The organism is Stenotrophomonas mori (assembly GCF_023556335.1).
Classification (GTDB): Bacteria; Pseudomonadota; Gammaproteobacteria; order Xanthomonadales; family Xanthomonadaceae; genus Stenotrophomonas; species Stenotrophomonas mori.
The window spans coordinates 968631-993414 of the sequence record NZ_JAIKTS010000001.1 but is presented as its reverse complement, the minus strand read 5'-3'; the positions used below and the strand labels follow the sequence as shown (position 1 = coordinate 993414).

Sequence of the window (24784 nt, the reverse complement as noted above, 5' to 3'; positions counted from 1 at the left end):
TTAAGATGCGCGCCATGCACGACGCCGTCACCCGCCCGACTCCCCCCGCCGACGCCACCGCCTGGCCCCGACGCATCACCCGAGCCGTGGACATCGGCGGGGTGAAGGTCGGCGGCGGCCATCCCGTGGTCGTCCAGTCGATGACCAACACCGACACCGCCGACATCGCCGCCAGCGTCCGGCAGGTGGCCGAGCTCTGGCGCGCCGGGTCGGAAATGGTGCGGCTGACGGTCAACAACGCCGAGTCGGCCGCGGCCATCCCGCGCATCGTCGAGAAACTGCGGATGATGGGGGTCGAGGTGCCGTTGATCGGCGACTTCCACTACAACGGCCATCAGCTGCTGGCCGGCGAGCCGGCCTGCGCCGAGGCGCTGGCGAAGTACCGCATCAACCCGGGCAACGTCGGCTTCGGCAAGAAGAAGGACACCCAGTTCGCGCAGCTGATCGAGTTCGCCATCCAGTACGACAAGCCGGTGCGCATCGGCGCCAACTGGGGGTCGCTGGACCAGGCCCTGGCGGCCCGGCTGATGGACGAGAACAGCCAGCGCGAGCAGCCGTGGGATGCCGGCCGGGTGCTGCGCGAGGCGTTGATCCGCTCGGCGCTGGATTCGGCCGAGACCGCGGTCGAGCTGGGCCTGCCGCGCGAGCGCATCGTGCTGTCGGCCAAGGTCAGTGGGGTGCAGGAGCTGATCGCGGTCTACCGCGACCTGGCGCAGCGCTCCGATTTCGCCCTGCACCTGGGCCTCACCGAGGCGGGCATCGGCAGCAAGGGCATCGTCGCGTCCGCCGCGGCGCTGGCGGTGCTGCTGCAGGAAGGCATCGGCGACACCATCCGCATCTCGCTCACGCCGGAGCCGGGGCAGCCGCGGACCCAGGAAGTGATCGTCGCCCAGGAACTGCTGCAGACCACCGGGCAGCGCGCGTTCACGCCGATGGTCACGGCCTGCCCGGGCTGCGGGCGCACCACGTCGGAGTTCTTCCAGGAGCTGGCCCGGGTGGTGCAGGACCACGTGCGCGAGAAGATGCCGCTCTGGCGTGTCAGCCACCCGGGGGCGGAGAGCATGACCCTGGCGGTGATGGGCTGCATCGTGAACGGCCCGGGCGAATCGCGCCACGCCGACATCGGCATCTCCCTGCCGGGCACCGGCGAGGCACCGGCCGCGCCGGTGTTCGTGGACGGCCAGAAGAAGGTCACCTTGCGGGGCGAGAACATCGCGCAGGAGTTCGTGGCGCTGATCGACGACTACGTCGAGACCCGCTATGCGCGCGGCGCCGGCTGAGGCCCGCCGCGAGGCGGCCCGGATCCGCAGCTGGCTGGTGCACAACGGCTGGCGCATCGCCGTGCTGTTCGTCTGCCTGCTGCTGCCGCTGGCCGGGTTCGTGACCCTGGCCGACGAGATCCATGGCGCCGAGTCGCTGCACTTCGACGCCGCGCTGCTGTGGCGCATGCACGGGCTGTCGTCGCCACGGCTGGACGCCCTGTCCGTACTGGTCTCGCGCCTGGGCTACCAGTGGGGCGTGATTCCGCTGGACCTGCTGCTGCTGGCGGTGCTGGCCCTTTGCCGGCGCTGGCGCGAGGCGCTGTTCGCGGCCACCGCGGTGGCCGGTTCGGCGCTGCTGAACCTGGGCAGCAAGCAGCTGTTCCAGCGGGCCCGTCCCGGCCTGTGGGAGTCGGTCGCCCCGGAGAGCACGTTCAGCTTTCCCAGCGGCCATGCCATGGGCTCGATGACGCTGGCGGCCACCCTGGTATTCCTGGCCTGGGGCACGCGCTGGCGCTGGCCGGTGCTGGCCGCCGCGGTGCTGGCGGTGCCCAGCGTCGGCCTGTCGCGGGTATACCTGGGCGTGCACTATCCCTCCGACATCCTCGCCGGCTGGTGCGCGGCGCTGGCCTGGGTGGCCGGGGTGCATGCGCTGATGTACCGCCACCGTTGGTCGCCCCCGGCCGTCGCGGTGGCTGCGGGGAACTCCTAGCCAGGCATGCGCATTGGACTGATGTGATCCGATACAGTGCCGCGGCAAGGTGGGGGCGATGGTCGTGAAGGGGCGCTTCCGGGACAACCACCGGGAGTGCACGGCCGTCCGCGCAGAATGTCCGCTTCTGAACGATAATGGGCGTTACCGTCGCCATGGTGTGGATCGAGGAGTTGTCCGCCGGTAGGGGCCGGGCCACGGCTGGCGGGCATTGTCATCGGGATATCCGGGGAGGGAATGTGTCGTGACGATCAGAGTGTTTCTCGTGGACGATCATGTGCTGGTGCGAACCGGCATCCAGATGATCCTCCTGGGCGAGCCCACCATCGAGGTGGTGGGCGAGGCCGACAGCGGCGAGGCGGCGCTGCCGCAGATCCGCCGGCTGAAGCCCGACGTGGTGCTGTGCGACCTCTACCTGCCGGGGCTGAGCGGGCTGGAGATCACCGAGCGGATTGTCCGGGGCGACCACGGCACCCGGGTCATCATCGTCTCGGTGCTGGAGGACGGGCCCATGCCCAAGCGCCTGCTGGAGGCGGGGGCCTCGGGGTATGTCGGCAAGGGCGGGGATGCCCGGGAACTGGTGCGCGCCATCCACGATGTCGCCTCCGGCCGCCGCTACCTGGCCAGCGCCATCGCGCAGAACCTGGCGCTGTCCAAGCTGGAGCGTGGCGACTCCCCGTTCGACGAGCTGTCGCCACGGGAGATGGAGGTGGCCCTGCTGCTGATGCAGGGACGACGCCAGGAAGAGATCGCGCGGCGGCTGAGCCTGAGCGCCAAGACGGTCAACACCCACAAGTCGCGCCTGTTCCAGAAGACCGGGGTGCAGGACAACATCGCGCTGGCGCGGCTGGCCACGCAGTACGGCGTCGTGGAGCCGTCCAGGGAGATCTGAGCGCGGGGGGCGGCGTTTCGGGGATGGGGCGCCGGTGCCGGCGCTGCCGGGTGCGCAGCGGCCCGGCAGCCCGGCATGTCGATGCATCAGGGGCCTCAGGCCGGCGAGGGCGCCCGCGCCGGCTTGCCGTGGCCGAGTGGGGGCCGAGGCGTCGCGGCGTCAGAACCGCGGGTCGAACTCGGCCGCATAGCCGCTGTTGACGATCAGCTTCTGCAGCGCCTCGCATACCTTCAGGCTGCCGGCGATCACCTGCTGGGTTTCCGGGCCCTTGTCGTCCATGCGTGCCAATGGCGCGCCGCGGTAGTTGCAGACCTTGCCGCCGGACTCGCGCACCAGCAGCACGCCGGCGGCGATGTCCCAGGCCTTCACGCCGGCCTCGAAATAGGCGTCGGTGCGGCCACAGGCGACGTAGGCCAGGTCCAGCGCGGCCGAGCCGGTGCGGCGGATGTCCTCGGCCTGGTCGAGCAGGGTGTCGATGGTCCGCAACTGGCTGCCGGCGCGGGCGCGCTCGCGCGGCGCGAAGCCGGTATGGACCATGGCGCCTTCCAGGTCCTTGCGGTCGGAGACGCGGATGCGGCGGTCGTTGAGCACCGCGCCGGCGCCCTTCGAGGCGGTGAACAGCTCGTTGCGCAGGGGATCGAAGATCACCGCGTCGGTGGGCTCGCCGCTCTCGACCAGGGCGATGGACACGCAGTAGTGGGGAAAGCCGTGCAGGTAGTTGCTGGTGCCGTCCAGCGGGTCGATGACCCACATCTGCCGGCCGTTGCCCTGCAGTCCGCCTTCCTCGCCGTAGATGCCGTAGTCCGGATAGGCGCGCTTGAGCTCCTTGATGATGACCTTCTCCGCATCGCCATCGACTTCGCTGGCGTAGTCCATGCGGCCCTTCTGCACCACGTTCAGCGCTTCAAGCCGGTTGATGTTGCGCAACAGGACGTTGCCGGCGAGGCGGGCGGCCTTGACCATGACGTTGACGGCGGGTTTCTGCATGGCGGAGGGCTCCCGTGAAGGCGAAGTGGACCGGATTGGCGAGGGGAAAGAGCGGTGCCGGCGCACAGGCCGGCCGCGCAGTTTACCATCTGCGGCTGTCCCGCTCCCGACTTTTTCACCATGCACGCTACTGCCCGCATCCGTTTCGTCCTCGTCGGCACCCAGCACCCCGGCAACATCGGCGCGGCGGCGCGGGCGATGAAGACCATGGGGTTGTCGCGGCTGGTGCTGGTGGCGCCGGAGAAAGCGCCGGACGATGCCGCCTACCGCCGCTCGGCCGGCGCCGAGGACGTCCTCGGCGACGCCCGGCAGTTCGCCACCCTGGCCGAGGCGGTCGCCGACTGCCGGCTGGTGCTGGGCTGCACGGCGCGTTCGCGGCGCGTGCAACTGGACGAGCTGCTGCCCGAAGCGGCCGGCAAGCGGGCCGTGGAGCGCGCCGCCGAGCCGGCGGAGGTGGCGTTCGTGTTCGGGCGCGAGCGCACCGGGCTGAGCAACGACGAGCTGCAGCTGTGCCATGCCGCGGTCCATATTCCCTCCGATCCGGAATTCAGTTCGCTGAACCTGGCGGCGGCGGTGCAGGTGCTGGCCTATTCGGTGCGCATGGCCGGCCTGCAGGGGCAGGCCGCGGCGGCGGCCGAGCCGGGCCATGGCGATGCGCCGGCCAGCCACGCGCAGCTGGAAGGCCTGTTCGGGCAACTGGGCGACACCCTGGAGCAGATCGATTTCCACAAGGGGCGCGCGCCGCAGTCGGCGATGCGCAAGCTGCGGCGTCTGTTCATGAAGGCCGATCTTTCCGAGCAGGAGGTGCGCCTGCTGCGCGGCATCCTGTCCGATGCCCAGCGCATGGCCCGGCTGGCCGGCGAGGATCGACATTGAGGCGTCCGTACGCGGCCGTTTATCGGATAGTCTGTGGCGGATATTCCTTTGGGGACGCCGGTGTGCGTGTTTCACGATGGCTCTGGGCCGCCGTGCTGGTGGTGGCCGCCGTGTTGCCGGCATCCGTCGGGGCGACCGACCGCTCGGTGCTGGTCCTGGGGCGGCTCAGCGATGACCCCAAGTCGCACTACGAGCAGCTGAAACCGCTGCTGGACTACGTGGTGCCGCGGATGCGCGGGGTGGGCATCCTCGAGGGGCACATCCTGATGGCCAAGGACATGCAGCAGATGGCCAGCTACCTGCGCCGCGGCCGCGTGGACTGGGTGACGGAAACCTCCGGCACCGCCATGGCGCTGCGCCAGCGCAGCGGCGCCGAACCGCTGCTGCTGACCGAGCGCGGCGGCGTGGCCGCCTACCACAGCGTGTTCTTCGTGCGCCGCGACAGCCCCATCACCACCCTGCAGGAGTTGAAGGGGCATACCCTGGCGATGCAGAGTGTCTGGTCCACCAGTGCCTACCTGGTGCCGGTGATGGAACTGCTCGGCCACGGCATCCGCCCGGAGATCCTGCTGACGCCCCAGGACACGCCCACCGCCGATACGGTGGGCTACGTGTTCGCGCGGTCCGAGCTGAACATCTCCACCTTCGTGCACAAGCGGGTGGTCGACGCGGGCGCGATCAGCAGCATCGACTGGGCCGACGAGCAGCGCATGCCGGCGGTGTTCCGGCGCGACATGCGCGTGCTGTACGAGAGCGAGGACGTCCCGCGCGCGGTGGAGATGGTGCGTCCCGGGCTGGACCCGGCGGTGCGCGCGCGCCTGCAGGAGGTGCTGCTGGAGGCCAGCGGCGATCCGGCCGCGGGTCCGGCGCTGCGCAAGTTCTTCGGAACCACGGCCTTCCGGCGGCTGGATCCGGACAGCGAACGGGCCCTGGAGCGGCTGCGCGCGGGTCTCGCGCGGGTCCGCATGGACGTCGAATGAAACGGCCGCATTTCGGACTGCAGGCACGGTTCCTGTGCGCGGCGGGGGGCGCGGTCCTGGTGGTGATCGCGATCGTGGTGGTGCTGCTGGCCAGGCAGGCCGCGGCCCAGCGCGAGCTGCTGCAGGCCAGTGGCAGCGTGGTCAGCCAGGTGTTCGACCACAGTGTCCGCGAGCAGGGGCGCTCGCTGGCCGAATCGCTGGCCGACGCCCTGGTCAACCCGCTGTACTACTCCGACCTGGACGCGATCGGGGTGCTGGTGCGCAGCACCGCCAGCCAGAAGTCGGTCAGCTACGTGCTGGTGCATGACGCGGAGGGGCGCCTGATCCACGACGGTTCGGTCGAGGTGGCCGGTTACGGCCGGCGGATGCGCGATCCGCTGGCGGCCGGGGCGATCGGTGCCGAGGCGCTGCGGGTGCAGGAGTCGCCGATGGTGCTGGAGATGGACCTGCCAGTGCGGGTCGGCGACCAGCGCATCGGCGGACTGCGGCTGGGCATGGACCTGGCCCAGCTGCGCGCGCAGGAGGCCGAGGCGATGTCCGCGCTTGCCCAGCGCATGGGCGAGGCCAGCCGCCGGCAACTGGGCTGGGCGGCCCTGATGCTGATGGTGCTGGTCGGGTTCGCGTGCCTGATGGCGCTGTACGTACAGCGCACGCTGGTCCGGCCGATCCGCTGGCTCGGTGCCGCCGCACGGCGCATCGAGGCCGGCGACTACCACCTGGAACAGCAGGATACCGGCCGCGGCGACGAGGTCGGCGAGCTGCTGCATGCCTTCGGCCGGATGAGCCAGAGCATCGCCCGCCACGACCGCGAAGTACGGCGGATGGCCTATACCGATTCGCTGACCGGGCTGACCAACCGGCTGGCGTTCCGCGAGGCGCTGGACCACCGCCTGCTGGCCGCACGTGCCCATGGCCAGGGGCTGGCGCTGCTGTTCATCGACATCGACGAGTTCAAGCGGGTCAACGACACCCTCGGCCACGAGGCCGGCGACGATGCCCTGCTGCAGTTCGCCCAGCGCATCGCGCTGGCGGTCGAACAGGACGGGGGCGAGGAGGCGATGCTGGCCCGGTTCGGCGGCGACGAGTTCGTGATCCTGATCGGCAACGACGCCGGCAGGGTGGAGACCATGGCCACCGCGCTGGCCAAGCGGCTGGTCGCCGACCTGGAGCATCCGCTGGAGGTGCAGGGGCGGGAGATCTTCCTCGGCAGTTCGATCGGCATCAGCCTGTTCCCGGAGGATGCGGCCGACGCCTCGGAGCTGCTGAAGAACGGCGACATCGCCATGTACCAGGCCAAGCTCGCCGGTAAGCACTGCTTCCACTACTACAGCCGCGCCCTGGACCATGCCGTGGGCCGGCGCCTGCACCTGGAGCAGGAACTGCGCGGCGCCTGGGAGCGCAACGAACTGCAGTTGGTCTACCAGCCCATCTTCCGGACCCTGGACCGCATGCCGGTCGGCGGCGAGGCCCTGCTGCGCTGGCAGCACCCGGTGCTGGGGCTGGTGCCGCCGTCGATCTTCATCGACATCGCCGAGCAGAGCGGGCTGATCCAGAGCCTGGGCCCCAAGGTCCTGCGTGCGGCCTGTATGCAGGCCGCGAAGTGGCCCCGCAATGCCGCCGGCGAGGCGCTGTTCGTCTCGGTCAACGTGTCGCCGCGGCAGCTGCACAGCGGCGAGCTGGTCGCCGCGGTCGAGCAGGGGCTGAAAGCATCGGGGCTGGACGCGTCGCGGCTGCACCTGGAGCTGACCGAAACCGCGGTGATCGGCGACGAGATGCTCGCCGCGACCCTGCTGGAAAAATTGCACCGTACCGGCGTCAAGGTCTGGCTGGACGATTTCGGCACCGGGTTCTCGGGCCTGAGCCATCTGCGCCAGGTGCCGGTGGACGGGGTCAAGATCGACAAGAGCTTCGTCGCCGACCTGCAGCGCGATCCCGACGACCTGGCGCTGACCACCGCGATCATCTCGATGGCCCACGCGCTGGGCATCACCGCGGTCGCCGAGGGCATCGAGCAGCCGGCCCAGCTGGAGCTGCTCAGCGAGCGCGGCTGCGACCTGGTGCAGGGCTACTGGCTGGCCAGTCCGCTGGATCCGGAGGCGCTGGTGTGCCTGCTGCAGTCGCCGTCCGCCGCCGGTTGAACGGCGGCGCGGGCGGCTACAGGCGCCGCTTGCCGGTGTCGCCGGCGATCTCGCGCACCAGCCGCGGCACCAGGTAGCCGGACAGGCGGGCGGTGAGCGCGGCGTGCAGCGCGCGCGCGCGCGCATCGTCGACCTCGAAGTGGGCCGCGCCCTGGACCCGGTCCAGCTGGTGCAGGTAGTAGGGCAGTACCCCGGCCGCGAAGCCGCGCTCGCTCAGCGCGGCCAGTGCCTCGACGTCGTCGTTGACCCCCCGCAGCAGCACGGCCTGGTTGAGCAGCTGCGCACCGGCCGTGCGCAGGCGCGCCAGCGCACGGTCCACGGAGGCGTCGAATTCGTTGGCATGGTTGGCGTGCAGGACCAGCGCCACCGGCCAGGGCAGGGCCCGCAGCCAGTCCAGCAGCTCATCGTCCACCCGCTCCGGCAGCACCACCGGCAACCGGCTGTGGATGCGCAGCCGGCGCAGGTGCGGAACCGCGGCCAGGGCATCGGTCAGCTCGGCCAGCTTGTGGGTCGCCAGCGACAGCGGATCGCCGCCGGACAGGATCACCTCCTCCACCGTGGGGTCCGCGGCGATGCCCGCCACCGCGTCGGCCCAGCCGCCCCTGGCGGCGTTCTCGCCGGCATAGTCGAAATGGCGGCGGAAGCAGTAGCGGCAGTTGATCGCGCAGCTGCCGGTGGCCACCAGCAGCGCACGGCCGCGGTACTTCTGGATCACGCCGCTGGCGGTGCGGGCGGCGCCGTCGCCCACCGCGTCGAAGCTGAATCCGGGGGTGGGACGCATCTCGGCATCGATCGGCAGCACCTGCCGCAGCAGCGGGTCGGCGGGGTCGCCGGACCGCATGCGCGCGGCGAATCCGCGCGGCACGCGCAGCGCGAACTGCGCCAGCGCCGCCTGGGAGACTCCCAGGTCGGCGGCCTCCAGGCCGAGCCCTTCCAGCAGTTCCAGGGGGTCGCGGATGGCGCGGCGCCAGAGCGCCTGCCAGCTGGTGCCGGCGGAGGACGGCGCGCGAACGCGCGCTAGAGCGGGGGCGGGGGCTGCGGTTATCATTGGCGACCAGATAAACAGATGCCCGCCTTCGACGGCGGGGGTTCCATTCTAATCCGGCCGGCCGCGGGCTGCGGCCGGTCCTGCCTTTTCGAAGGAGTTGCACGATGGCCAGCTATGGCATGAACGACGTCAAGAACGGGATGAAGATCCTGGTCAACAATGAACCGGCGGTCATCACCGAAACCGATTACGTCAAGCCGGGCAAGGGCCAGGCCTTCACCCGCGTGCGCTATCGCCTGATCAAGAGCGGCCGCGTGCAGGAAGTGACCATGAAGTCGACCGATTCGGTCGATGCCGCCGACGTCGTCGACACCGACATGAACTACATGTACAGCGACGGCGAGTACTGGCACTTCATGGACCCGGAAACCTTCGAGCAGGTCCAGGCCGGCAAGGCCGGGATGAACGGTGCCGAGAAGTGGCTCAAGGGCGAGGAGTCCTGCGTGGTCACGCTGTGGAACGGCGAGCCGATCGACGTCACCCCGCCGAATTTCGTGGAGCTGAAGATCGTGCAGACCGATCCGGGCGTGCGCGGCGATACTTCCGGCGGCGGCGGCAAGCCGGCGACCCTGGAAACCGGTGCGGTGGTGCGCGTGCCGCTGTTCGTCAACCAGGACGAGATCATCAAGGTCGACACCCGTTCGGGCGAATACTCCGCGCGCGTGAAGTGAGGAAGTGATCCGGCGCTGCCGGATCCTCGTGGAGCCGGGCCATGCCCGGTTGCCCGGACCCGCCGGCACCGCGCCGGGCGTCCCTGCCAACGGAACCGACCGCCCCGGGCCGATCCCGGGTCCGGCGCCGCCGGACAGGCCGGTTTCCCCCAACCCGTGAGTCCGCATGAGCGATAGCACGCATACGCCCGAGGCCTGCGACCTCCTGATCGAAGCCGGCTACGTGGTGCCGGTCGAGCCGCATGCCGTGGTGCTGGAAGACCACGCGGTGGCGGTGGACGGTGGCCGCATCGTGGCGGTCCTGCCGCGCGGCGAGGCGCGGGCGCGGTTCGCGCCACGGCAGTCGGTGTCGCGGCCGCAGGCGGCGCTGATCCCGGGGCTGGTCAATGCCCACACCCACAACCCGATGACGCTGCTGCGCGGGATCGCCGACGACCTGCCGCTGATGACCTGGCTGCGCGAGCACATCTGGCCGGTGGAAGCGGCGGTGATCGGCCCGGAGTTCGTCGCCGACGGCACCACCCTGGGCATCGCCGAGATGCTGCGCGGCGGCACCACCTGCGCCAACGAGAACTACTTCTTCGCCGACGTGCAGGCCGCGGTGTACAAGCAGCACGGCTTCCGCGCGCGGGTGGGTTCGGTGATCATCGATTTCCCCAGCGCCTGGGCCAAGAGCGACGACGAGTATTTCGCCCGCGCCGGCGAGCTGCACGACCAGTGGCGGGGCGATCCGCTGATCGGCACCGCGTTCGCGCCGCATGCGCCGTACACGGTCAGCGACGCCAACTTCGAACGCGTGCGCATGCTGTCCGACCAGCTCGAGGTCCCGGTACACCTGCACACCCACGAGACCGCGCAGGAAATCAGCGATTCGCTCAAGCTGCACGGCCAGCGGCCGCTGGCGCGGCTGGAGCGTCTCGGCCTGGTCAACGACCGGCTGATCGCGGTGCACATGACCCAGCTCACCGAGGGCGAGATCCAGCTGTGCGCCGAGCGCGGCGTGCACGTGGTGCACTGTCCCGAATCGAACCTGAAGCTGGCCTCGGGATTCTGCCCGGCCTGCGCGCTGGTGCGCGCCGGCGTCAACCTGGCCATCGGCACCGACGGCTGCGCCAGCAACAACGACCTGGACATGTTCAGCGAGAGCCGTACCGCGGCGATCCTCGCCAAGGCGGTGGCCCAGGACGCCACCGCGCTGGACGCGGCGACCACGCTGCGTGCGGCCACCCTGGGCGGCGCGCGCGCGCTGGGCTTCGGCGAGGAGGTCGGTTCGATCGAACCCGGCAAGCAGGCCGACCTGGCCTGCGTGGACCTGTCGGCGCTGGAAACCCAGCCCCTGCACCACGTGCTGTCGCAACTGGTCTACGCGGCCGGACGCCACCAGGTCAGCGATGTCTGGATCGCCGGCCAGCCCAAGCTGGTGCAGCGCGAACTGGTCGGCATGGACGAGGCGGCGATCGTCGCCAATGCCCGCCAGTGGCGCGACCGCATCCGTTCCAGCCGCGCCTGAGCGCGGCGGTTTGACGAGGACACCCCCATGAGCACAGCTTCGACATCCAGCAACTTCGATCAGGCCGAGCTGGACAAATTCGCCGCCCTGGCCAACCGCTGGTGGGATGCGGACGGCCCGCAGAAGCCCTTGCACGCCCTCAACCCGGTGCGGTTGCAGTACGTGGCCGAGCGCGCCGTGCTGCGCGGCGCGAAGGTGCTGGACATCGGCTGTGGCGGCGGACTGCTGAGCGAGGCGCTGGCCAAGGAGGGGGCGCAGGTCACCGCCATCGACCTGGCGCCGGAACTGGTCAAGGTCGCGCGCCTGCACGGACTGGAGTCGGGCGTGCAGGTCGATTACCGCGTCCAGGCCGCCGAGGACCTGGCCGCCGAGCAGGCCGGCACCTTCGACGTGGTGACCTGCATGGAGATGCTCGAGCACGTGCCGGATCCCGGCGCGATCATCGCCGCCTGCCAGCGCCTGCTGCGTCCCGGCGGCGCACTGTTCCTGTCCACGATCAACCGCACTCCGGCCGCATTCGCGGTGGCGGTGGTCGGCGCCGAGTACATCGCCCGGCTGCTGCCCAGGGGGACCCACCATTACCAGGAATTCATCAAGCCGGCCGAGCTGGGGGCCTGGCTGCGGCAGTCCGGGCTGCAGCTCCAGGACGTCAGCGGCATGGCCTATGAGCCCTGGCGCAACCGCGCGCGGCTGAGCCGCCGCACCGACATCAACTACCTGGCCTTCGCGCGCAAGCCGGAACAGGCATGAGCCCGCGGCCGTTCCCGCCGGTGGTGCTGTTCGACCTGGACGGCACCTTGCTGGACAGCGCGCCGGACTTCGTCGCCACCACGCAGGCCATGCGCCAGGCGCGCGGCCTGCCGCCGCTGCCGCCGGAACAGCTGCGGCCGGTGGTGTCCAAGGGCTCGCGGGCGATGCTGGCGACCGCCTTCCCGGCGCTGGCCGACGATGAGCGGCTGGCGCTGGTGCCGGAGTTCCTGGCGCACTACCGGTCGCTGATCGGACGCCATGCGCGCCTGTTCGACGGCGTCGCCGCGGTGCTGCGGGCGCTGGAGCATGCCGGCAGCCGCTGGGGCATCGTCACCAACAAGCCCGAGCAGCTCGCACGGCTGATCCTGCCGCAGCAGGGCTGGGAAACGCGCTGCGCGGTGCTGATCGGTGGCGACACCCTGGCCGAGCGCAAGCCGCACCCGCTGCCGCTGCAGGTGGCCGCGCAGCGGATCGGGGTGAGCCCGGAACAGTGTGTCTATGTCGGCGACGACGAGCGCGACATCCTGTCCGCCCGCGCGGCCGGGATGCCCTCGGTGGCCGCGCTCTGGGGATACCGCCTGGAAGCGGACGACCCGCGGTCGTGGCGGGCCGACACGATGGCGGCGACACCGGCCGCACTGCTGGAGCCTGCCGCCTGGCCGGGAGCGCAGGACGCGCGCTGAGGCCGGGCGCTCAGTCCCCGCAGCGGCGGTACTCGAACGGTATCCGCAGCGGCGCCCCGGCGTCCCCGGGTCCGGAAATGGCGGCATGCAGCAGCGCGCCATCACGCCGGTACTCGATGCGGTCGGGAAAGTCGTGCGCTGCCTGCGCGAACACCACCCAGCCGTCGCCGTGGCCGGCGATGGCGAACGTCGTCGGCGGCGCGCCGTCGGGCTGGACATGCAGGCCGGCGTCCTCCCCTGAGGCGACCAGGCGCATGAATTCGAACGACGCCAGGGTGTCGCCGCCGAGCGTGCGCGACATGCCCAGCAGGGTGCCGCCGGCGGCCGGCAGCCAGACCTCTTCGATCGTCCGCTCCGCGCTGCCGCCGCACCAGTGGCCGGCCAGCCAGTCGAAGCCATCCGCGGCCGCCGTGGCCGTCCCCGCAGCCAGGGCCAGGCCCGCCCCCAGTACGATTCCCGTGTCCCGCATGGTCCGCCTCCTCGGTGGTGTGGCCGCAGGCTAGCCGGCTGGCCGCGGCGGCGCTTGTAAAAACGCGCAGCGCGCGGTTCGATGGCGCATGGAGTACACCGAGCATCCGCCGCCGCCGGCGCTGCGGCGCCATGTCCAGTGCCTGTGGGTGCTGCGCGACGACGCGCCCGGCGACGAGGTCCAGGTCATCTACCCCGACGGCTGCTGCGAGCTGCTGGCCGAGCTGGGCGTTCCGCTGCGCTTCCGGGGGGCGGACGGGGAGGTCCGTTCCGACCAGCCGGTCTGCTTCGCCGCCCAGCAGCGCGGCCCGATCCGCCTGCAGGCGGCAGGCGCGGTGCACTGCATCGGGGTGCGGCTGCGGCCGGCAAGCAGCGCCCTGGTGGCCGGCACGCGGCTGCCCGGGCTGCGCGACCAGGCCCCCGACCTGTACACGCTGGATCCGGTGTTCGCCGCCGCGTTCAGCGCCGCGGCACGCAACTGTGTGGGCAAACCGTCGCCGGAGCCGCTGTGGGGACTGCTGCAGGCGCGTTGTGCCGGCTTCGCGCCGGACCTGCTGGCTGAGCGCGCGGTGGCGATGCTCGACGCCGTCGATGGCGGCCTGCGCATCGCCGGGCTGGCGCGGCAGCTGGGCGTGGCGCCGCGCACGCTGCAGACGCGCTTCCTCGCCGCGGTCGGACTGACGCCCAAGGAGTATGCGCGCGTACGCCGTCTGCAGGCGCTGCTGCGCACACTGGACCGCGAGGCCGCGGCCATTGTCGATGCGGCCATGCGCCACGGCTACAGCGACCAGGCGCATGCCACGCACGAGCTGCTGGACTGGACCGGATGGACGCCGGCCAGGCTGGCCCGCGCGTTGCGCGGTGACCGGGGCGGTGAGGAGGCGGTGCGACTGGCGGCAGCCTTCGTGCGCGGTTCCCATGCCGGTACCGCCGCGGCGGAAGGCGAGTCTGGGCAGGCGGTGGCGGAACCGCACGGTGCCCGCCGCTGAAGCACGACGTTCCGGCTGCCGGTTGCCGCGCCCGGGGCGGGTTGGTGTCCCGGTACGGGAGACGTCGTGCCGGCGGCTTCATACAATGGGCGGATGACTGGATTTGATTCGCTGGAAGGGTTCCTGGACAAGTGGCGCGAGCGCTGGCCCGAGTGGCCGATGGTCGAGCGGTTCCTGGCACCGGAGACGCAGCGCCGCACGCTGGCCTGGTTCGCGCTGCTGCAGGAATTCGACGACATGCTCAATGTCAGCGGCGACCCGTTGCCGGCCAATGCCAAGCTCGGGTGGTGGAGCGAGGAGCTGCGCGGCTGGGACGGGCAGCGTTCGCGGCATCCGCTGGGCCGGCTGCTCGAGCCGGTGCGGGCACCGTGGCAGGCCCTGGCCGCGGCGCTGCCGGACCTCGTCGAAGCCCGCGACACCGCGGCCGACGCGGGCCAGGCGCGGGCGGCACTGGCGGGATTCGCCGAGGCCGTCGCCGCCATCGAAGCGGTGCTGTTCGAGAGCGGTGCGGACCCTCGGGCCGGACAGGCGGTGGTGGACCAGTTGCTGGCGCAGCGGGCACTGGCGCTGGGCGCCGCCGCGGTGCCGTCCGCGCTCGGGAGCGAACAGGCCTGGTTGCGGGTCTTGCTGTCGCAGTGGCCGGCGAGGGTGGCTGGCCCGCGGCCGCGCCGGCTCTATGCGGCGCTGGCCCGCGGCCGCCTGCAGGCGCGCCTGCGTGGCGGGACCTACCAGCCCAGCCCGGCCGGCCTGCTGTGGCGTGGCTGGTGGGCGGCGCGCGGCTGATCCGGAGCTTCCGCACGCGGCCCGGTCCACGCAGGGCGGCCGCCCACGCATGCCGGGGCGCTGCCGGGACCCTGGGCCGGGACGCCGCAGGTGCGTCCGGCCGAGGCCAGAGAGCCCCCGGATTTCGTGCACGCCCGCCGTCATCGGCGATACCCGTCGGCATGGATGCGGCTGTCGCGGCGGTGCCGGACAGACGCGCGGAGAGGGCAGACGACGGACGTTGCCGGCCGCACTGCAGAGGCCGCCGGGAACCGCCACGGGACGCGTGCCACGCCTCATGCTGCGCACGCGGATGAGCGGTCAGCGACCGCGTTCCAGCACCAGCAAGGGGTCGATCCGGGTGGTGAACCAGTTCATTCCCCAATGCAGGTGCGGCCCGGTCGCACGTCCGGTCGCGCCCACCGCGGCAATGGCCTGGCCCTGTTCGACGCGGTCGCCGACCTTCACGTCGATCCGCGACAGGTGCAGGAAGTTGGAGCTGATGCCGAAGCCGTGGTCCAGCACCAGCGTGCCGCCGGTCAGGTAGAGGTCGGGATCGGCGAAGGTGACGACCCCCGCGGCAGGGGCCTTGACGGGGGTACCGGTCGGCACGGCGATGTCCATCCCCGAATGGCCGGCGCCGGGTTGCCCGTTGTAGACCCGGGCGTTGCCGAAGCGGCCGCTGATGCGGCCCTCGACCGGCCAGATGAAGCTCTGGGTGAAGTCGGTGCGGTCGTCGTCGCGCTGCCGTGCCTCGCCGACCCGGGCCTGTTCGCGGGCGATGCGCGCGGCGATGGCCGGCGGCGGATTGACCGTCCTGGGCGGCACGCCGTTGACGTGCTCGGTCGGCCAGTCGCGTGGCGTCACCGCGAGAGTCGCGGTCTCGCTGCCGCCATCCGGGCGCTGCACCTGTATGCGCAGCGGCCCCTTCTCGTCACGGCCGATGCCGAACACCACGCTGCCGTAGCCGCTGACCCGCAGCTGTCGGCCGGCGTACTGCACGCGGCTGCCGGCCGGCACCTTGCCGATCACCAAGGCGCCCTGCGAGGCGGTGGACGGAAACACGACGCGGTTGTCGACCAGCTCACCGATGCCGTCCTGCGCCTGCGCGGGCGGCATTGGGGGCAGGGGCGCCGCCAGCAGCAACGCCCCGAGCAGCAGGGACGGGCGCATCAGCGGTCGTAGGTCATGCGCCGGCCGGCGGGTTCGCCGACCAGCGTGCTGCCGTCCCACACCTGCTGGCCGTTGACCCAAGTGGAGGCGATGCGCGAGCGGAAGGTGGTGCCTTCGAACGGCGACCAGCCGCACTTGGACAGCACGTCCTCGCGCTTGACGGTGAACGGCACGTCCTCGACCAGGACCAGGTCGGCGAAATAGCCTTCGCGCAGGTAGCCGCGCTCTTCCACGTCGAACAGCTGCGCCGGCGCGTGGGCGAACTTCTGCACCACCTGCTCGCGGGTCAGCTTGCCCTCGTGCACGCGCTCGAGCGCGGCGACCAGCGCGTACTGCACCAGCGGCAGGCCGGACGGTGCCTGCGCATAGGATTTCTGCTTCTCTTCCCAGGTGTGCGGCGCGTGGTCGGTGGCCAGCACGTCGAGCACGTCGTCGGCCAGGGCGGCGGTGATCGCCTCGCGGTCGGACACGTCCTTGATCGCCGGGTTGCACTTGATCAGGTTGCCCTTGGCCGCATAGTCCGGACGCGCGAAGTGCAGGAAGTGCACGCAGGTCTCGGCAGTGATCTGCTTGCGGCTGCCGTCGGCGCGGATCAGTGGACCCTTCTCGAACAGCGCCAGCTCGTCGGCGGTGGAGATGTGCAGCACATGCAGGCGGGTGCCGTGCTTGCGTGCCAGCGACATGGCCAGCCGGGTCGACTTGATGCAGGCCTCGCGCGAGCGGATGTCCGGGTGCATGTCCGGGGTCAGCGCATCGCCGTACTTCTCCTGGAACGCCTTCTGGTTGGCATCGATCATCGGCGTGTCTTCGCAGTGCGTGATGATCGGGGTCGGGCAGTCGCGGAAGATCGCGTCCAGCGTGTCCGGGTCGTCGACCAGCATGTTGCCGGTGGAGGCGCCCATGAACACCTTCACGCCGGGGGCCTTCTTCGGATCGAGCGCACGGATGGCCTCCAGGTTGTCGTTGCTGGCGCCATGGTAGAAGCCGTAGTTGGCCCAGGCGCGGCCCTTGGCCAGTTCGTACTTGGCTTCGAGGATGGTCGAGTCCAGCGTCGGCGGGCTGGTGTTGGGCATGTCCATGAAGCTGGTCAGGCCGCCGGCCACGGCCGCCGCCGATTCGCTGGCGATATCGCCCTTGTGGGTCAGCCCGGGCTCGCGGAAATGCACCTGGTCATCGATCATGCCCGGCAGCAGCCAGCGCCCGGCCGCATCCACCACCTGCTCGCCGCTGCGTGCGGCCAGGCCGCTGCCGATCTGCGCGATGCGGTCGTTCTCGATACGCAGGTCGCCGTCGAAGATGCGGCCTTCGTTGACCATGCGGGCATTGGTGATGAGCGTGGAGGGCATGTCAGTGTTTTCCTGTGCAGCGGCAAGAAGAGGGGGAGGCCACGTCCGGAACCGGATCTATGCCGCCGGGATGGAACGGATGGCAACGGCCGAGACGTCGCAGCGTAAGCCAGCTCCCCCGCAAGGGACCGTGCAGACGGATCGCGTCCATGGCGTATTCGGAGCAGCTGGGGACGAAACGGCAGCGCGGGCCCAGCAGCGGGCTGATGAAACGCTTGTAGAAGCGCAGCAGGGCGATGAGGAGTCGGCCGATCACCCCCGAATGATATGCCAGCTGGCATTGCCCATGGATTTGTCGCACGATGCCGGTCAGGCGGCAGGCCTGCGCGAGACGCCCGCCCGCCACCGGGGACGCCCGTCGGACCCGGTCACGTTCCGAACCGCGCGGATTGGGCCGGTGCTGCCTTCGGGCCAACGCGGCGCGGATCGGGCATCCGTTCATGTAGGGTGGGCCGGTGCGGTTGCCGCTACGGGTCCGGTGGGCTATAAAGGCCCGCTTTCCCGGGCCCCGGGGGAAACAAGGAAGAGCGTTTCGTGGCTGCTAAAAAACCTGCAAAGAAGGCCGTCAAGGCCGCCAAGAAAACCGCCAAGCCTGCAGTCAAGAAGGCGGCATCCAAGCCAGTAGCGAAGGCGCCTGCCGCGAAGACCGCCAAACCGACCGCCAAGAAGGCCGCCGCCGTCAAGAAAACCGCTGTCAAGAAGGTGGCGGCCAAGAAGGTCGTTGCCAAGAAGGTTGCCGCCAAGAAGCCGGTTGCGAAGGCACCGGCCTCCAAGCCGGCGGCTCCGGCCCGCAAGGCCGCGTCAAAGGCGGCGCCGGCCACGGCAAAGAAGCGTGCCACCGTCAGCAAGGTTGCGGCCAGCAAGACCGCAGCGACCAAGACCACGGCCAGCAAGCGCGCCACACCCGCCACCCAGGCGGTGAAGGCCAGCAAGCCGGCCACCCCGAAGACGGTCGCCAGGACCGCGGCCAAGGCCGCCCGTTCCCCGGCCGAGAAGCCCGTCGTCAAGTCCACACCGAAGCCGGCTCCCAAGCCGGCCCCGGCCAAGTCTGTCCCGGCCAATGTCGCCAAGAAGGTCCCAGCCCCGGCCACCGTGCGGGCGGCCAGGGGATCGGCTTCGGCGGCCAAGGCCCCGCAATCCAAGAATCCCGTGCCTGTTTCGAAATCCTCAGCAAAAACCCCCATCAAATCCGCAGCGCCCGTCGCCGTCCGTCCGGTCGGCAAGGTCGCCGTCGCCGTCACCGCGCGCTCCAATGCGCCGGTGCCGCGCAGCAAGTACAAGGTGGTCGACTACAAGACCGACGAAGCCACCGGTCGTCCGATCCTTCCGGCCGGCTACAAGCCCGGCGCGGACGAGGAGTACATGAGTCCGCTGCAGCAGGAGTACTTCCGCCAGCGCCTGCAGGACTGGCGCGCCGACCTGGTCGAAGAGTCCAAGCAGACCATCGAGAACCTGCGCGAGGAAGTGCGTGATATCGGCGACGAGGCCGAGCGTGCGACGCGCGAGACCGAGAACTCGCTGGAGCTGCGCACCCGCGACCGCTACCGCAAGCTGATCGGCAAGATCGACAGCACGCTCAAGCGCCTGGAGTCGGGTGACTACGGTTACTGCGTGGATACCGGCGAGGAGATCGGCCTGGAGCGGCTGGAGGCCCGGCTCACCGCCGAGCGCACCATCGATGCCCAGGAGCGTTGGGAGCACCTGCAGAAGCAGCAGGGCGACTGACCGCATCCGCAGCGGGGCCGGCGCGGTCGCCGGGCCGTACTGCAGGCCGGCTGCCGTCCCGTGCCGCATGGCGAATGCCGCGATCTTCCGGGTCGCGGCATTCGTGTTTCCGGACGCGGCGCCGGGTGTCGTGGGCAGGGCGGGACAGGTGCCTGCGCGTGTCGATAGCCGCGATGGGTACGGGCGCGGTCGGTATCCAGAAAGTGGGCCATGGCAGGCCGCGCTTCAAGGTCGCGCCCGCATCCGGGCGAGCGGGAGCGGGTCGTTCCAGCGGAGCGGCATGGCAGGTGCGCCGATCCGCGTGGCGGCCCGGAGTTCGAATGCGTGATGCCGGATGGTGGTGCCGCAGGCACGTCGGTGGCCGCGTAAAAAAAGCAGGCCGGACGTATCCGCCCGGCCTGCTCTCTGCAAACGTTGTCCTGGTGCCGAAGGTGGGACTCGAACCCACACGCTTTTAAGGGCGGCGGATTTTGAATCCGCTGCGTCTACCGATTCCGCCACTTCGGCCTGCAAGCTGCGAAGTATAGCGAGCGCCGGATGGATTGGACAGCATCCGGCCGGTGTTTTCTGCAAAGTGCGCACCTTCCGCGCTGGCTATACTCGCGCCATCTGGAACCGGGAAGATTCGATGGATCGGCTGCGTTCGATGCGGGTGATGATCGTGGAGAACGACGATCTGAACGCGACATTGCTCCAGCTCCAGCTGGAGCGCGAAGGGCTGCGGATCGTCGGGATCGCCGCGACGGTGGAGGCCGCCCTGCAGCTGCTCGAGGCGCAGTCGCCGCAGTTGGCGTTCCTGGACTTCCGGCTGGCCGATGGCCAGGACAGCGCGCCGGTGGCGGTTGCGCTGCGTACGCGCGGAATTCCCTTTCTGGTCGCCACCGGGATGGATGTGGCGCGGTTGCCGGAGGTGTTCGCCGAGGCGGTGAAGCTCTCCAAGCCCTATACCGGAAGCGAGCTGCGCGCCGCCCTGCTTGCGCTGCTCTAGCGGGGGAGTGGGCAGGGGCGTGCGGGCATCAAAAAAGCCCTGCCGGAGCAGAGCTTGATCGAGTGGCGTCCCCACGGGGATTCGAACCCCGGTCGCCACCGTGAAAGGGTGATGTCCTAGGCCTCTAGACGATGGGGACGCAGCTGTTTCTTCGAGTTGTACAACCTCCGGACGGCCTGATGTCCGGATCGATATGGTGGAGCCAAGCGGGATCGAACCGCTGACCTCCTGCATGCCATGCAGGCGCTCTCCCAGCTGAGCTATGGCCCCTTGAACGGTGCGGCCCGGGATCCCCGGACTGCGTGCTGGAAGGGGAGAGGTTCAGGCTCTCCGGCAACCCATGGGAAGGGCGGCTTTCCAACAAAACGGGCCCGGTGACGGCTGGGCCCTGTTGTTCGATGAATGGCGTCCCCACGGGGATTCGAACCCCGGTCGCCACCGTGAAAGGGTGATGTCCTAGGCCTCTAGACGATGGGGACGCAGCTGTTTCATCAATTTTTACGGCACTCCGGACGGCCTAATGTCCGAAGGTGGTGGAGCCAAGCGGGATCGAACCGCTGACCTCCTGCATGCCATGCAGGCGCTCTCCCAGCTGAGCTATGGCCCCGATGTTGCCGAGACGGAAATGATAGCGGGGCTTTCAAATGCCCGCAAGCCATTGGTGAGAAATATTTACGGTTCCGTGCATCGGGCCGCCTGCGGCACGGTTGGCCTCCGGCCGAGTGCCCGCGTCCGGGGGCGTGGAGGGCACGCCTGGTCGCCACCTTACGCGCTGCCGCGAGGGCGAAGGGGCGTGTTGACCTGGATGGGGTGCGGCGCGGCCGGACTGTGTGCAGAGAGGCGGCCGCCGGGGGGCCGGACGTCGTCCCGAAGCAGGTGCGCGGCCGCTGGAGGGCGGACAAGGAAAAGCCGCCCCGGAGGGCGGCTTTTCCAGTACGGACCCGCGGTGCTTACTTGCGGCGGACCAGCAGGCGGTAGCTGCCGGTGGCCGAGGAATCGTAGCTGTGGGCCATCAGCACGTAGCGGCCGGCCTCGAGCTCGATTTCCAGCAGCGGATCCAGGCTGGAGGGGCTGTCGTCCTGCGAGGCGACCTCGTGGCCGTCGCGCATCAGGGTGATCATGCCGTCCAGGCCGTTGTTGCCGTTCATGCTGATCACGTACTGGCCCTTGCGCGGGATCTCTAGGGTGTAGAGGTTGCGCACGCCCGACACCAGCTGGCCGGTCACTTCGCGGCCGATGGTGAGGACCGGGCGGGCCGGGCCGTCCGGCGCCGGCGCGGTGCTGGTGACCAGCTGGAACAGGCCGCCGCGGTTGTTCATCGAGCGCACCGAGACGTTGTACTCGCCCGGATCGAGCACCTGCGACAGGCGCGAGTTGAGGCCGCTGCCGCCGTCGTCGTCGGTGAGCGTGAAATCGGCGCCCTGCACGGTCAGGAAGGTGTCCAGGTCGCGGCTGCTGGCATCGAACTGCACCCGGCGGCGGTCGGGCAGCGAGAACACGAAGCTGCGGGTCTCGCCGGTGCCGATGATGCTGTTGACGGTGCCGTCCAGCGGCAGGCTGCTGCCGTCCTCGAACACCACGCCGTCCGGGAACTCGGTCTGCTCCACGCCCAGGTAGAAGGCGCCGGTGCCCTGCGAGAACGCACGCGCAGTGAGCGTGTAGGTGCCGGGCTGCAGCGGGGTCAGCAGGCGTGAATTGGTGCGGCTGCCGCCGTCGTCGTCTTCCAGCTCCAGGCCGTTCCCGCTCAGTTCCAGCACGGTGTCGAACGCGTCCGATTCCAGGTTCACGGTGTACAGGCCGGGCTTGTCGACCTGCAGGGTGTAGGTCTTGCGCTGGTCGATCAGCCAGTCGGTGATGCGGCCGCCGGCGGTCAGCGGCTTGCCGTCATAGGCCACGATCGGCGTGGCGTTGAGCTGGAAGGGGCCGTACGAGGACGCCTCCGAGCCGCTGACCGCGACCAGGTACTCGCCGCCCTTGTCGGCGCGGATGCTGAGCTGGGTGCCGCTGCTGTCGCAACCGCATTCGGCGCGGCCGACCAGCAACCCGCGGTGGAACACCGACAGGCTGCCCTTGAGCGGGCCGTCGAGCTTCAGCGACACGGCCTGGCCGGCGTTGAGCTGCAGGCTGAACAGCTGGCTGCGGCTGCCGTCGTTGTAGTTCAGGGCGGTGGCCGAGGTGATCTCGCCGGCGACGTCGCCATTGGTGGCGAGCGCGCGCGCGGCCGGTGCGGCGTGGGCCGAAGTGTTCAGGCCGGTGGCAATGGCCAGGGTCAGCAATCCTGCTGCAAGTCGCTTCACTAGGTTGGTCCTTGATTGGGGCGGGGGATGCCGTGGGTCACGGCAGGGGGGAAAGGGGGGGGCGGCTGGCAGCGTGCCTGCCGGCGTGCTGTCTCAGTCCGCCGCGGCGGCAGCGGCAGCGGCATCGGCGGCGGCCGCGGCAGCCGCGGCGTCGAGCGCATCGTCCTTGCGGTTGCTGTCGCCCTGCGCGGCGCTGTCGCCGCCCAGGTCGGTGGTCTGCAGCTCGAACACGCCCTGGCGGTTGCCGAAGCTGGAGACCATCACGTTGTAGCGGCCCGGTCCCATGCGCAGGCGCAGGCGGGCGTTGGTGCCGTTGCCGCCGTCGTCGTCCTCGGCGTCCACGCCCGGTCCGGTGATGTGCAGCACGGAGTCGATGTTGTCGGCCAGCGCGTCGAACTGGAGGTGGCGGGCCCGGTCCAGGGTGAGCGTGAAGCTGCGGTGGCCGCGGGAGTCGACCATGCCGTGCACGCTCTGGCCGACGGTCAGGCTGGCCCCGTCGCGGATCACCATGTCCTTGTCGAGCTGGGTCATGGCGACACCGAGCTTGAACGAACCGGTGCCGTCGTTCACCGACGAGGCGGCGATCGTGTAGTCGCCGGCCTCCAGGTAGGCGCGGATGCGGGCGTTGAGGCGGTCGCCGCCGTCATCGTCCTCGATATCGACGTTGCGCCCGGTCAGGTGCAGGTAGGCGTCCAGCACGCTGGATTCCATGTCGATGGTGTAGAGGCCGGCGGTCTCCACCTTGAGCGCGTATTCCTGCTTCCCGCCCATCAGCCAGTCGACGGCTTCGCTGCCGGCGGCCAGCGGCTTGCCGTCGTAGGGGACGATGGTGCTGCTCTTCAGCTGGTAGGGGCCGAACGCGTCCGATCCGGCGCTGTTGACCGCCACCAGGAAGGTGCCGTCCTTGGGCGCCTTGAACGCCAGGTTGAGGGCGCTTGCGCCGCGCTCGCCTTCATACCCGGACGAGGTGGCGCTGGCCAGCAGCTTCTGGCCGTCGAAGATGGACAGCTGGCCGTTGAGTGATCCGTTCAGTTCCAGTGCGACGGCTTCGCCGTTCTTCAGGGAGAGCCGGTAGGCCTGGTGGCGGCTGCCATCGTTGTAGTTCAGCGGGCTGGACGAGGTGATCTCGCCGGAGACGGTGTCGCCCACGGACAGGGCGGCGCCCGCGTCGCGGCTTCCGGCTTCCGGTTTCTGGCAGGCAACCAGCGCCGCGGTGAGGGAAAGGGTCGCCAGCAGGCGGAAGGGGGGTGTGTTCAAGCGGGCATCCTGGGTGGTTGGGGAAAGCGCCGGGGGCCCGGCTCGGGCGGATTTTACTCGCATGCGCGGGCTTCCATAAGAACCCGGCGGAGGCCCGTCGATGTTAGAATTTCATGCTTTCCCGTCCCCGCGTGAACCGACCATGATGGAACTGAATCCCGTCCGCCAGCGAATCGCCGATCTGACCGATCGCGTGGTCTCGCTCAGGGGGTATCTTTGACTACGACGTCCGCAAGGAGCGTCTTGAAGAAGTAACCCGCGAGCTGGAAAACCCGGATATCTGGAACAACCCCGAATACGCCCAGAACCTCGGGCGCGAACGCTCGAGCCTGGAGAAGACCGTGCTGGGCATCGCCGAGGTGCTCGACGGCATGGACGAATGCACCGAGCTGCTGGAGCTGGCCGAGAGCGAGAACGACGAGGACACCGCACAGGCGGTGGTCGCCGACCTGGACAAGCACCAGGTCCGGATCGAGAAGCTGGAGTTCCAGCGCATGTTCTCCGGGCAGATGGATGCGGCCAACGCTTTCGTCGACATCCAGGCCGGCGCCGGCGGCACCGAGGCCCAGGACTGGGCCGAGATCCTGCTGCGCATGTACCTGCGCTGGGCCGAGAGCCGCGGCTGGAAGGCCGAGCTGATGGAGGTCTCCGGCGGCGACGTGGCCGGCATCAAGTCCGCGACGTTCCGCGTGGAGGGCGACTTCGCCTATGGCTGGCTGAAGACCGAGATCGGCGTGCACCGTCTGGTGCGCAAGTCGCCGTTCGATTCGGACAACCGCCGCCACACCAGCTTCACCTCGGTGTTCGTGTCGCCGGAAGTGGACGACAACATCGACGTCCAGATCAATCCGGCGGACCTGCGGACCGACGTGTACCGGTCTTCCGGCGCCGGCGGCCAGCACGTCAACAAGACCGAGTCGGCGGTGCGCATCACCCATGTGCCCACCGGGGTGGTGGTGGCCTGCCAGACCGAGCGCAGCCAGCACGCCAACCGCGACCGTGCGATGAAGATGCTGGCGGCCAAGCTGTACGAGCTGGAGATCCAGAAGCGCAATGCCGAGAAGGACGCGGTGGAAGCCACCAAGTCCGATATCGGCTGGGGCAGCCAGATCCGCAACTACGTGCTCGACCAGAGCCGCATCAAGGACCTGCGCACCGGCATCGAGCGCAGCGACACCCAGAACGTGCTCGACGGCGACCTGGACGAGTTCATCGAGGCCAGCCTCAAGTCCGGCCTGGAAGCCGGTTCCAAACGCAGCGACGCCTGAGGCCG

The 24784-nt window shown here is 70.0% G+C and carries 23 protein-coding genes and 5 tRNA genes; 15 read left to right on the top strand and 13 right to left on the bottom strand.

Going from position 1 to position 24784, the window contains the following annotated elements:
• The first annotated feature begins 14 nt into the window (after positions 1-14).
• The 3 genes from ispG to K5L01_RS04420 all read left to right on the top strand — a co-directional run bounded on the left by ispG (position 15) and on the right by K5L01_RS04420 (position 2863).
• On the top strand, positions 15-1280 hold the full coding sequence (gene ispG / locus K5L01_RS04430; RefSeq protein WP_250062282.1) for a flavodoxin-dependent (E)-4-hydroxy-3-methylbut-2-enyl-diphosphate synthase: 1266 nt from the start codon (positions 15-17) through the stop codon (positions 1278-1280).
• The gene (locus K5L01_RS04425) at positions 1261-1971 is read left to right on the top strand and encodes a phosphatase PAP2 family protein (protein WP_250062280.1); all 711 of its coding nucleotides are present in this window, start codon (positions 1261-1263) and stop codon (positions 1969-1971) included. The genes ispG and K5L01_RS04425 overlap by 20 nt, the downstream gene beginning before the upstream one ends.
• A 244-nt stretch (positions 1972-2215) precedes the next feature.
• Positions 2216-2863 (top strand): response regulator, encoded by a 648-nt coding sequence (locus tag K5L01_RS04420; protein ID WP_250062278.1) that lies wholly within the window; start codon positions 2216-2218, stop codon positions 2861-2863.
• Positions 2864-3022: 159 nt separating this feature from the next.
• On the opposite strand, the gene K5L01_RS04415 is transcribed toward K5L01_RS04420, so the two are convergent.
• Positions 3023-3850, bottom strand: coding sequence for an inositol monophosphatase family protein (locus tag K5L01_RS04415; protein ID WP_250062276.1), 828 nt, complete (start codon positions 3848-3850; stop codon positions 3023-3025).
• A 120-nt stretch (positions 3851-3970) separates the two neighbouring features.
• Here K5L01_RS04415 and K5L01_RS04410 point away from each other — a divergent pair, with 120 nt between their 5' ends.
• The 3 genes from K5L01_RS04410 to K5L01_RS04400 all read left to right on the top strand — a co-directional run bounded on the left by K5L01_RS04410 (position 3971) and on the right by K5L01_RS04400 (position 7844).
• Positions 3971-4726 carry an RNA methyltransferase gene (locus K5L01_RS04410; protein ID WP_250062274.1) on the top strand — a complete coding sequence of 252 codons (756 nt, stop codon included), beginning with the start codon at positions 3971-3973 and terminating at the stop codon, positions 4724-4726.
• A 62-nt stretch (positions 4727-4788) separates the two neighbouring features.
• Positions 4789-5706, top strand: coding sequence for a phosphate/phosphite/phosphonate ABC transporter substrate-binding protein (locus K5L01_RS04405; RefSeq protein ID WP_250062272.1), 918 nt, complete (start codon positions 4789-4791; stop codon positions 5704-5706).
• Positions 5703-7844: a putative bifunctional diguanylate cyclase/phosphodiesterase gene (locus K5L01_RS04400; RefSeq protein ID WP_250062270.1), complete on the top strand. Its 2142-nt coding sequence runs from the start codon at positions 5703-5705 to the stop codon at positions 7842-7844. Before K5L01_RS04405 ends, K5L01_RS04400 begins: the two co-directional genes overlap by 4 nt.
• A 16-nt stretch (positions 7845-7860) precedes the next feature.
• On the opposite strand, the gene epmB is transcribed toward K5L01_RS04400, so the two are convergent.
• Positions 7861-8892, bottom strand: a complete 1032-nt coding sequence (gene epmB / locus K5L01_RS04395; protein WP_250062268.1) for an EF-P beta-lysylation protein EpmB — start codon at positions 8890-8892, stop codon at positions 7861-7863.
• Positions 8893-8996: 104 nt separating this feature from the next.
• On the opposite strand from epmB, the gene efp reads away from it, so the two are divergent.
• From efp to K5L01_RS04375, 4 genes are all read left to right on the top strand, one after another.
• Positions 8997-9563, top strand: coding sequence for an elongation factor P (efp, locus tag K5L01_RS04390; protein ID WP_250062266.1), 567 nt, complete (start codon positions 8997-8999; stop codon positions 9561-9563).
• 166 nt (positions 9564-9729) lie between these two features.
• A complete protein-coding gene (locus tag K5L01_RS04385; protein WP_250062264.1) occupies positions 9730-11073 on the top strand; it encodes a TRZ/ATZ family hydrolase in 1344 nt (447 codons plus the stop codon).
• 27 nt (positions 11074-11100) lie between these two features.
• Positions 11101-11823 (top strand): bifunctional 2-polyprenyl-6-hydroxyphenol methylase/3-demethylubiquinol 3-O-methyltransferase UbiG, encoded by a 723-nt coding sequence (gene ubiG / locus K5L01_RS04380; protein WP_250062262.1) that lies wholly within the window; start codon positions 11101-11103, stop codon positions 11821-11823.
• Complete coding sequence (locus tag K5L01_RS04375) at positions 11820-12506, top strand: phosphoglycolate phosphatase (RefSeq protein ID WP_250062260.1); 687 nt, start codon at positions 11820-11822, stop codon at positions 12504-12506. The genes ubiG and K5L01_RS04375 overlap by 4 nt, the downstream gene beginning before the upstream one ends.
• Before the next feature lie 10 nt (positions 12507-12516).
• Here K5L01_RS04375 and K5L01_RS04370 read toward each other — a convergent pair whose 3' ends face one another.
• Complete coding sequence (locus tag K5L01_RS04370) at positions 12517-12975, bottom strand: DUF6265 family protein (RefSeq protein ID WP_250062258.1); 459 nt, start codon at positions 12973-12975, stop codon at positions 12517-12519.
• Between the two features lie 88 nt (positions 12976-13063).
• Here K5L01_RS04370 and K5L01_RS04365 point away from each other — a divergent pair, with 88 nt between their 5' ends.
• Together K5L01_RS04365 and K5L01_RS04360 are read left to right on the top strand one after the other, a co-directional pair.
• Positions 13064-13963 carry a helix-turn-helix transcriptional regulator gene (locus K5L01_RS04365; protein WP_250062256.1) on the top strand — a complete coding sequence of 300 codons (900 nt, stop codon included), beginning with the start codon at positions 13064-13066 and terminating at the stop codon, positions 13961-13963.
• Between the two features lie 93 nt (positions 13964-14056).
• Positions 14057-14746 (top strand): squalene/phytoene synthase family protein, encoded by a 690-nt coding sequence (locus K5L01_RS04360; RefSeq protein ID WP_250062254.1) that lies wholly within the window; start codon positions 14057-14059, stop codon positions 14744-14746.
• A gap of 300 nt (positions 14747-15046) precedes the next feature.
• On the opposite strand, the gene K5L01_RS04355 is transcribed toward K5L01_RS04360, so the two are convergent.
• The 3 genes from K5L01_RS04355 to yidD are packed head-to-tail and all read right to left on the bottom strand — an operon-like array spanning position 15047 to position 17518.
• Positions 15047-15898, bottom strand: a complete 852-nt coding sequence (locus tag K5L01_RS04355; protein WP_250062252.1) for a M23 family metallopeptidase — start codon at positions 15896-15898, stop codon at positions 15047-15049.
• A complete protein-coding gene (locus K5L01_RS04350) occupies positions 15898-17244 on the bottom strand; it encodes a dihydroorotase (protein WP_250062251.1) in 1347 nt (448 codons plus the stop codon). Before K5L01_RS04350 ends, K5L01_RS04355 begins: the two co-directional genes overlap by 1 nt.
• 1 nt (position 17245) lies before the next feature.
• A complete protein-coding gene (gene yidD, locus K5L01_RS04345) occupies positions 17246-17518 on the bottom strand; it encodes a membrane protein insertion efficiency factor YidD (protein WP_250063463.1) in 273 nt (90 codons plus the stop codon).
• 260 nt (positions 17519-17778) lie between these two features.
• Here yidD and dksA point away from each other — a divergent pair, with 260 nt between their 5' ends.
• Positions 17779-18969: an RNA polymerase-binding protein DksA gene (gene dksA, locus K5L01_RS14930; RefSeq protein ID WP_250062250.1), complete on the top strand. Its 1191-nt coding sequence runs from the start codon at positions 17779-17781 to the stop codon at positions 18967-18969.
• Between the two features lie 420 nt (positions 18970-19389).
• Here the strand turns inward: dksA and K5L01_RS04335 are convergent.
• Positions 19390-19476: transfer RNA gene (locus K5L01_RS04335), tRNA-Leu, on the bottom strand.
• A gap of 121 nt (positions 19477-19597) precedes the next feature.
• Here K5L01_RS04335 and K5L01_RS04330 point away from each other — a divergent pair.
• A complete protein-coding gene (locus tag K5L01_RS04330) occupies positions 19598-19957 on the top strand; it encodes a response regulator (RefSeq protein ID WP_250062249.1) in 360 nt (119 codons plus the stop codon).
• Positions 19958-20020: 63 nt separating this feature from the next.
• On the opposite strand, the gene K5L01_RS04325 is transcribed toward K5L01_RS04330, so the two are convergent.
• The 6 genes from K5L01_RS04325 to K5L01_RS04300 all read right to left on the bottom strand — a co-directional run bounded on the left by K5L01_RS04325 (position 20021) and on the right by K5L01_RS04300 (position 23511).
• Positions 20021-20096 (bottom strand) — tRNA-Glu (locus K5L01_RS04325).
• Between the two features lie 55 nt (positions 20097-20151).
• Positions 20152-20227: transfer RNA gene (locus K5L01_RS04320), tRNA-Ala, on the bottom strand.
• 133 nt (positions 20228-20360) lie between these two features.
• Positions 20361-20436, bottom strand: a tRNA-Glu gene (locus K5L01_RS04315).
• Positions 20437-20488: 52 nt separating this feature from the next.
• Positions 20489-20564 (bottom strand) — tRNA-Ala (locus K5L01_RS04310).
• A 343-nt stretch (positions 20565-20907) separates the two neighbouring features.
• Positions 20908-22254: a collagen binding domain-containing protein gene (locus K5L01_RS04305; RefSeq protein ID WP_250062248.1), complete on the bottom strand. Its 1347-nt coding sequence runs from the start codon at positions 22252-22254 to the stop codon at positions 20908-20910.
• Positions 22255-22347: 93 nt separating this feature from the next.
• A complete protein-coding gene (locus K5L01_RS04300) occupies positions 22348-23511 on the bottom strand; it encodes an ABC transporter substrate-binding protein (RefSeq protein ID WP_250062247.1) in 1164 nt (387 codons plus the stop codon).
• 142 nt (positions 23512-23653) lie between these two features.
• Between K5L01_RS04300 and prfB the strand changes: the two genes are divergently transcribed.
• Positions 23654-24779 (top strand): peptide chain release factor 2 gene (prfB, locus tag K5L01_RS04295; RefSeq protein ID WP_250062246.1). Its coding sequence is split into 2 segments (ribosomal slippage): positions 23654-23728 and positions 23730-24779, totalling 1125 coding nucleotides; the frame shifts between segments, so codons are not numbered across the junction.
• The last annotated feature ends 5 nt before the right edge of the window (positions 24780-24784 follow it).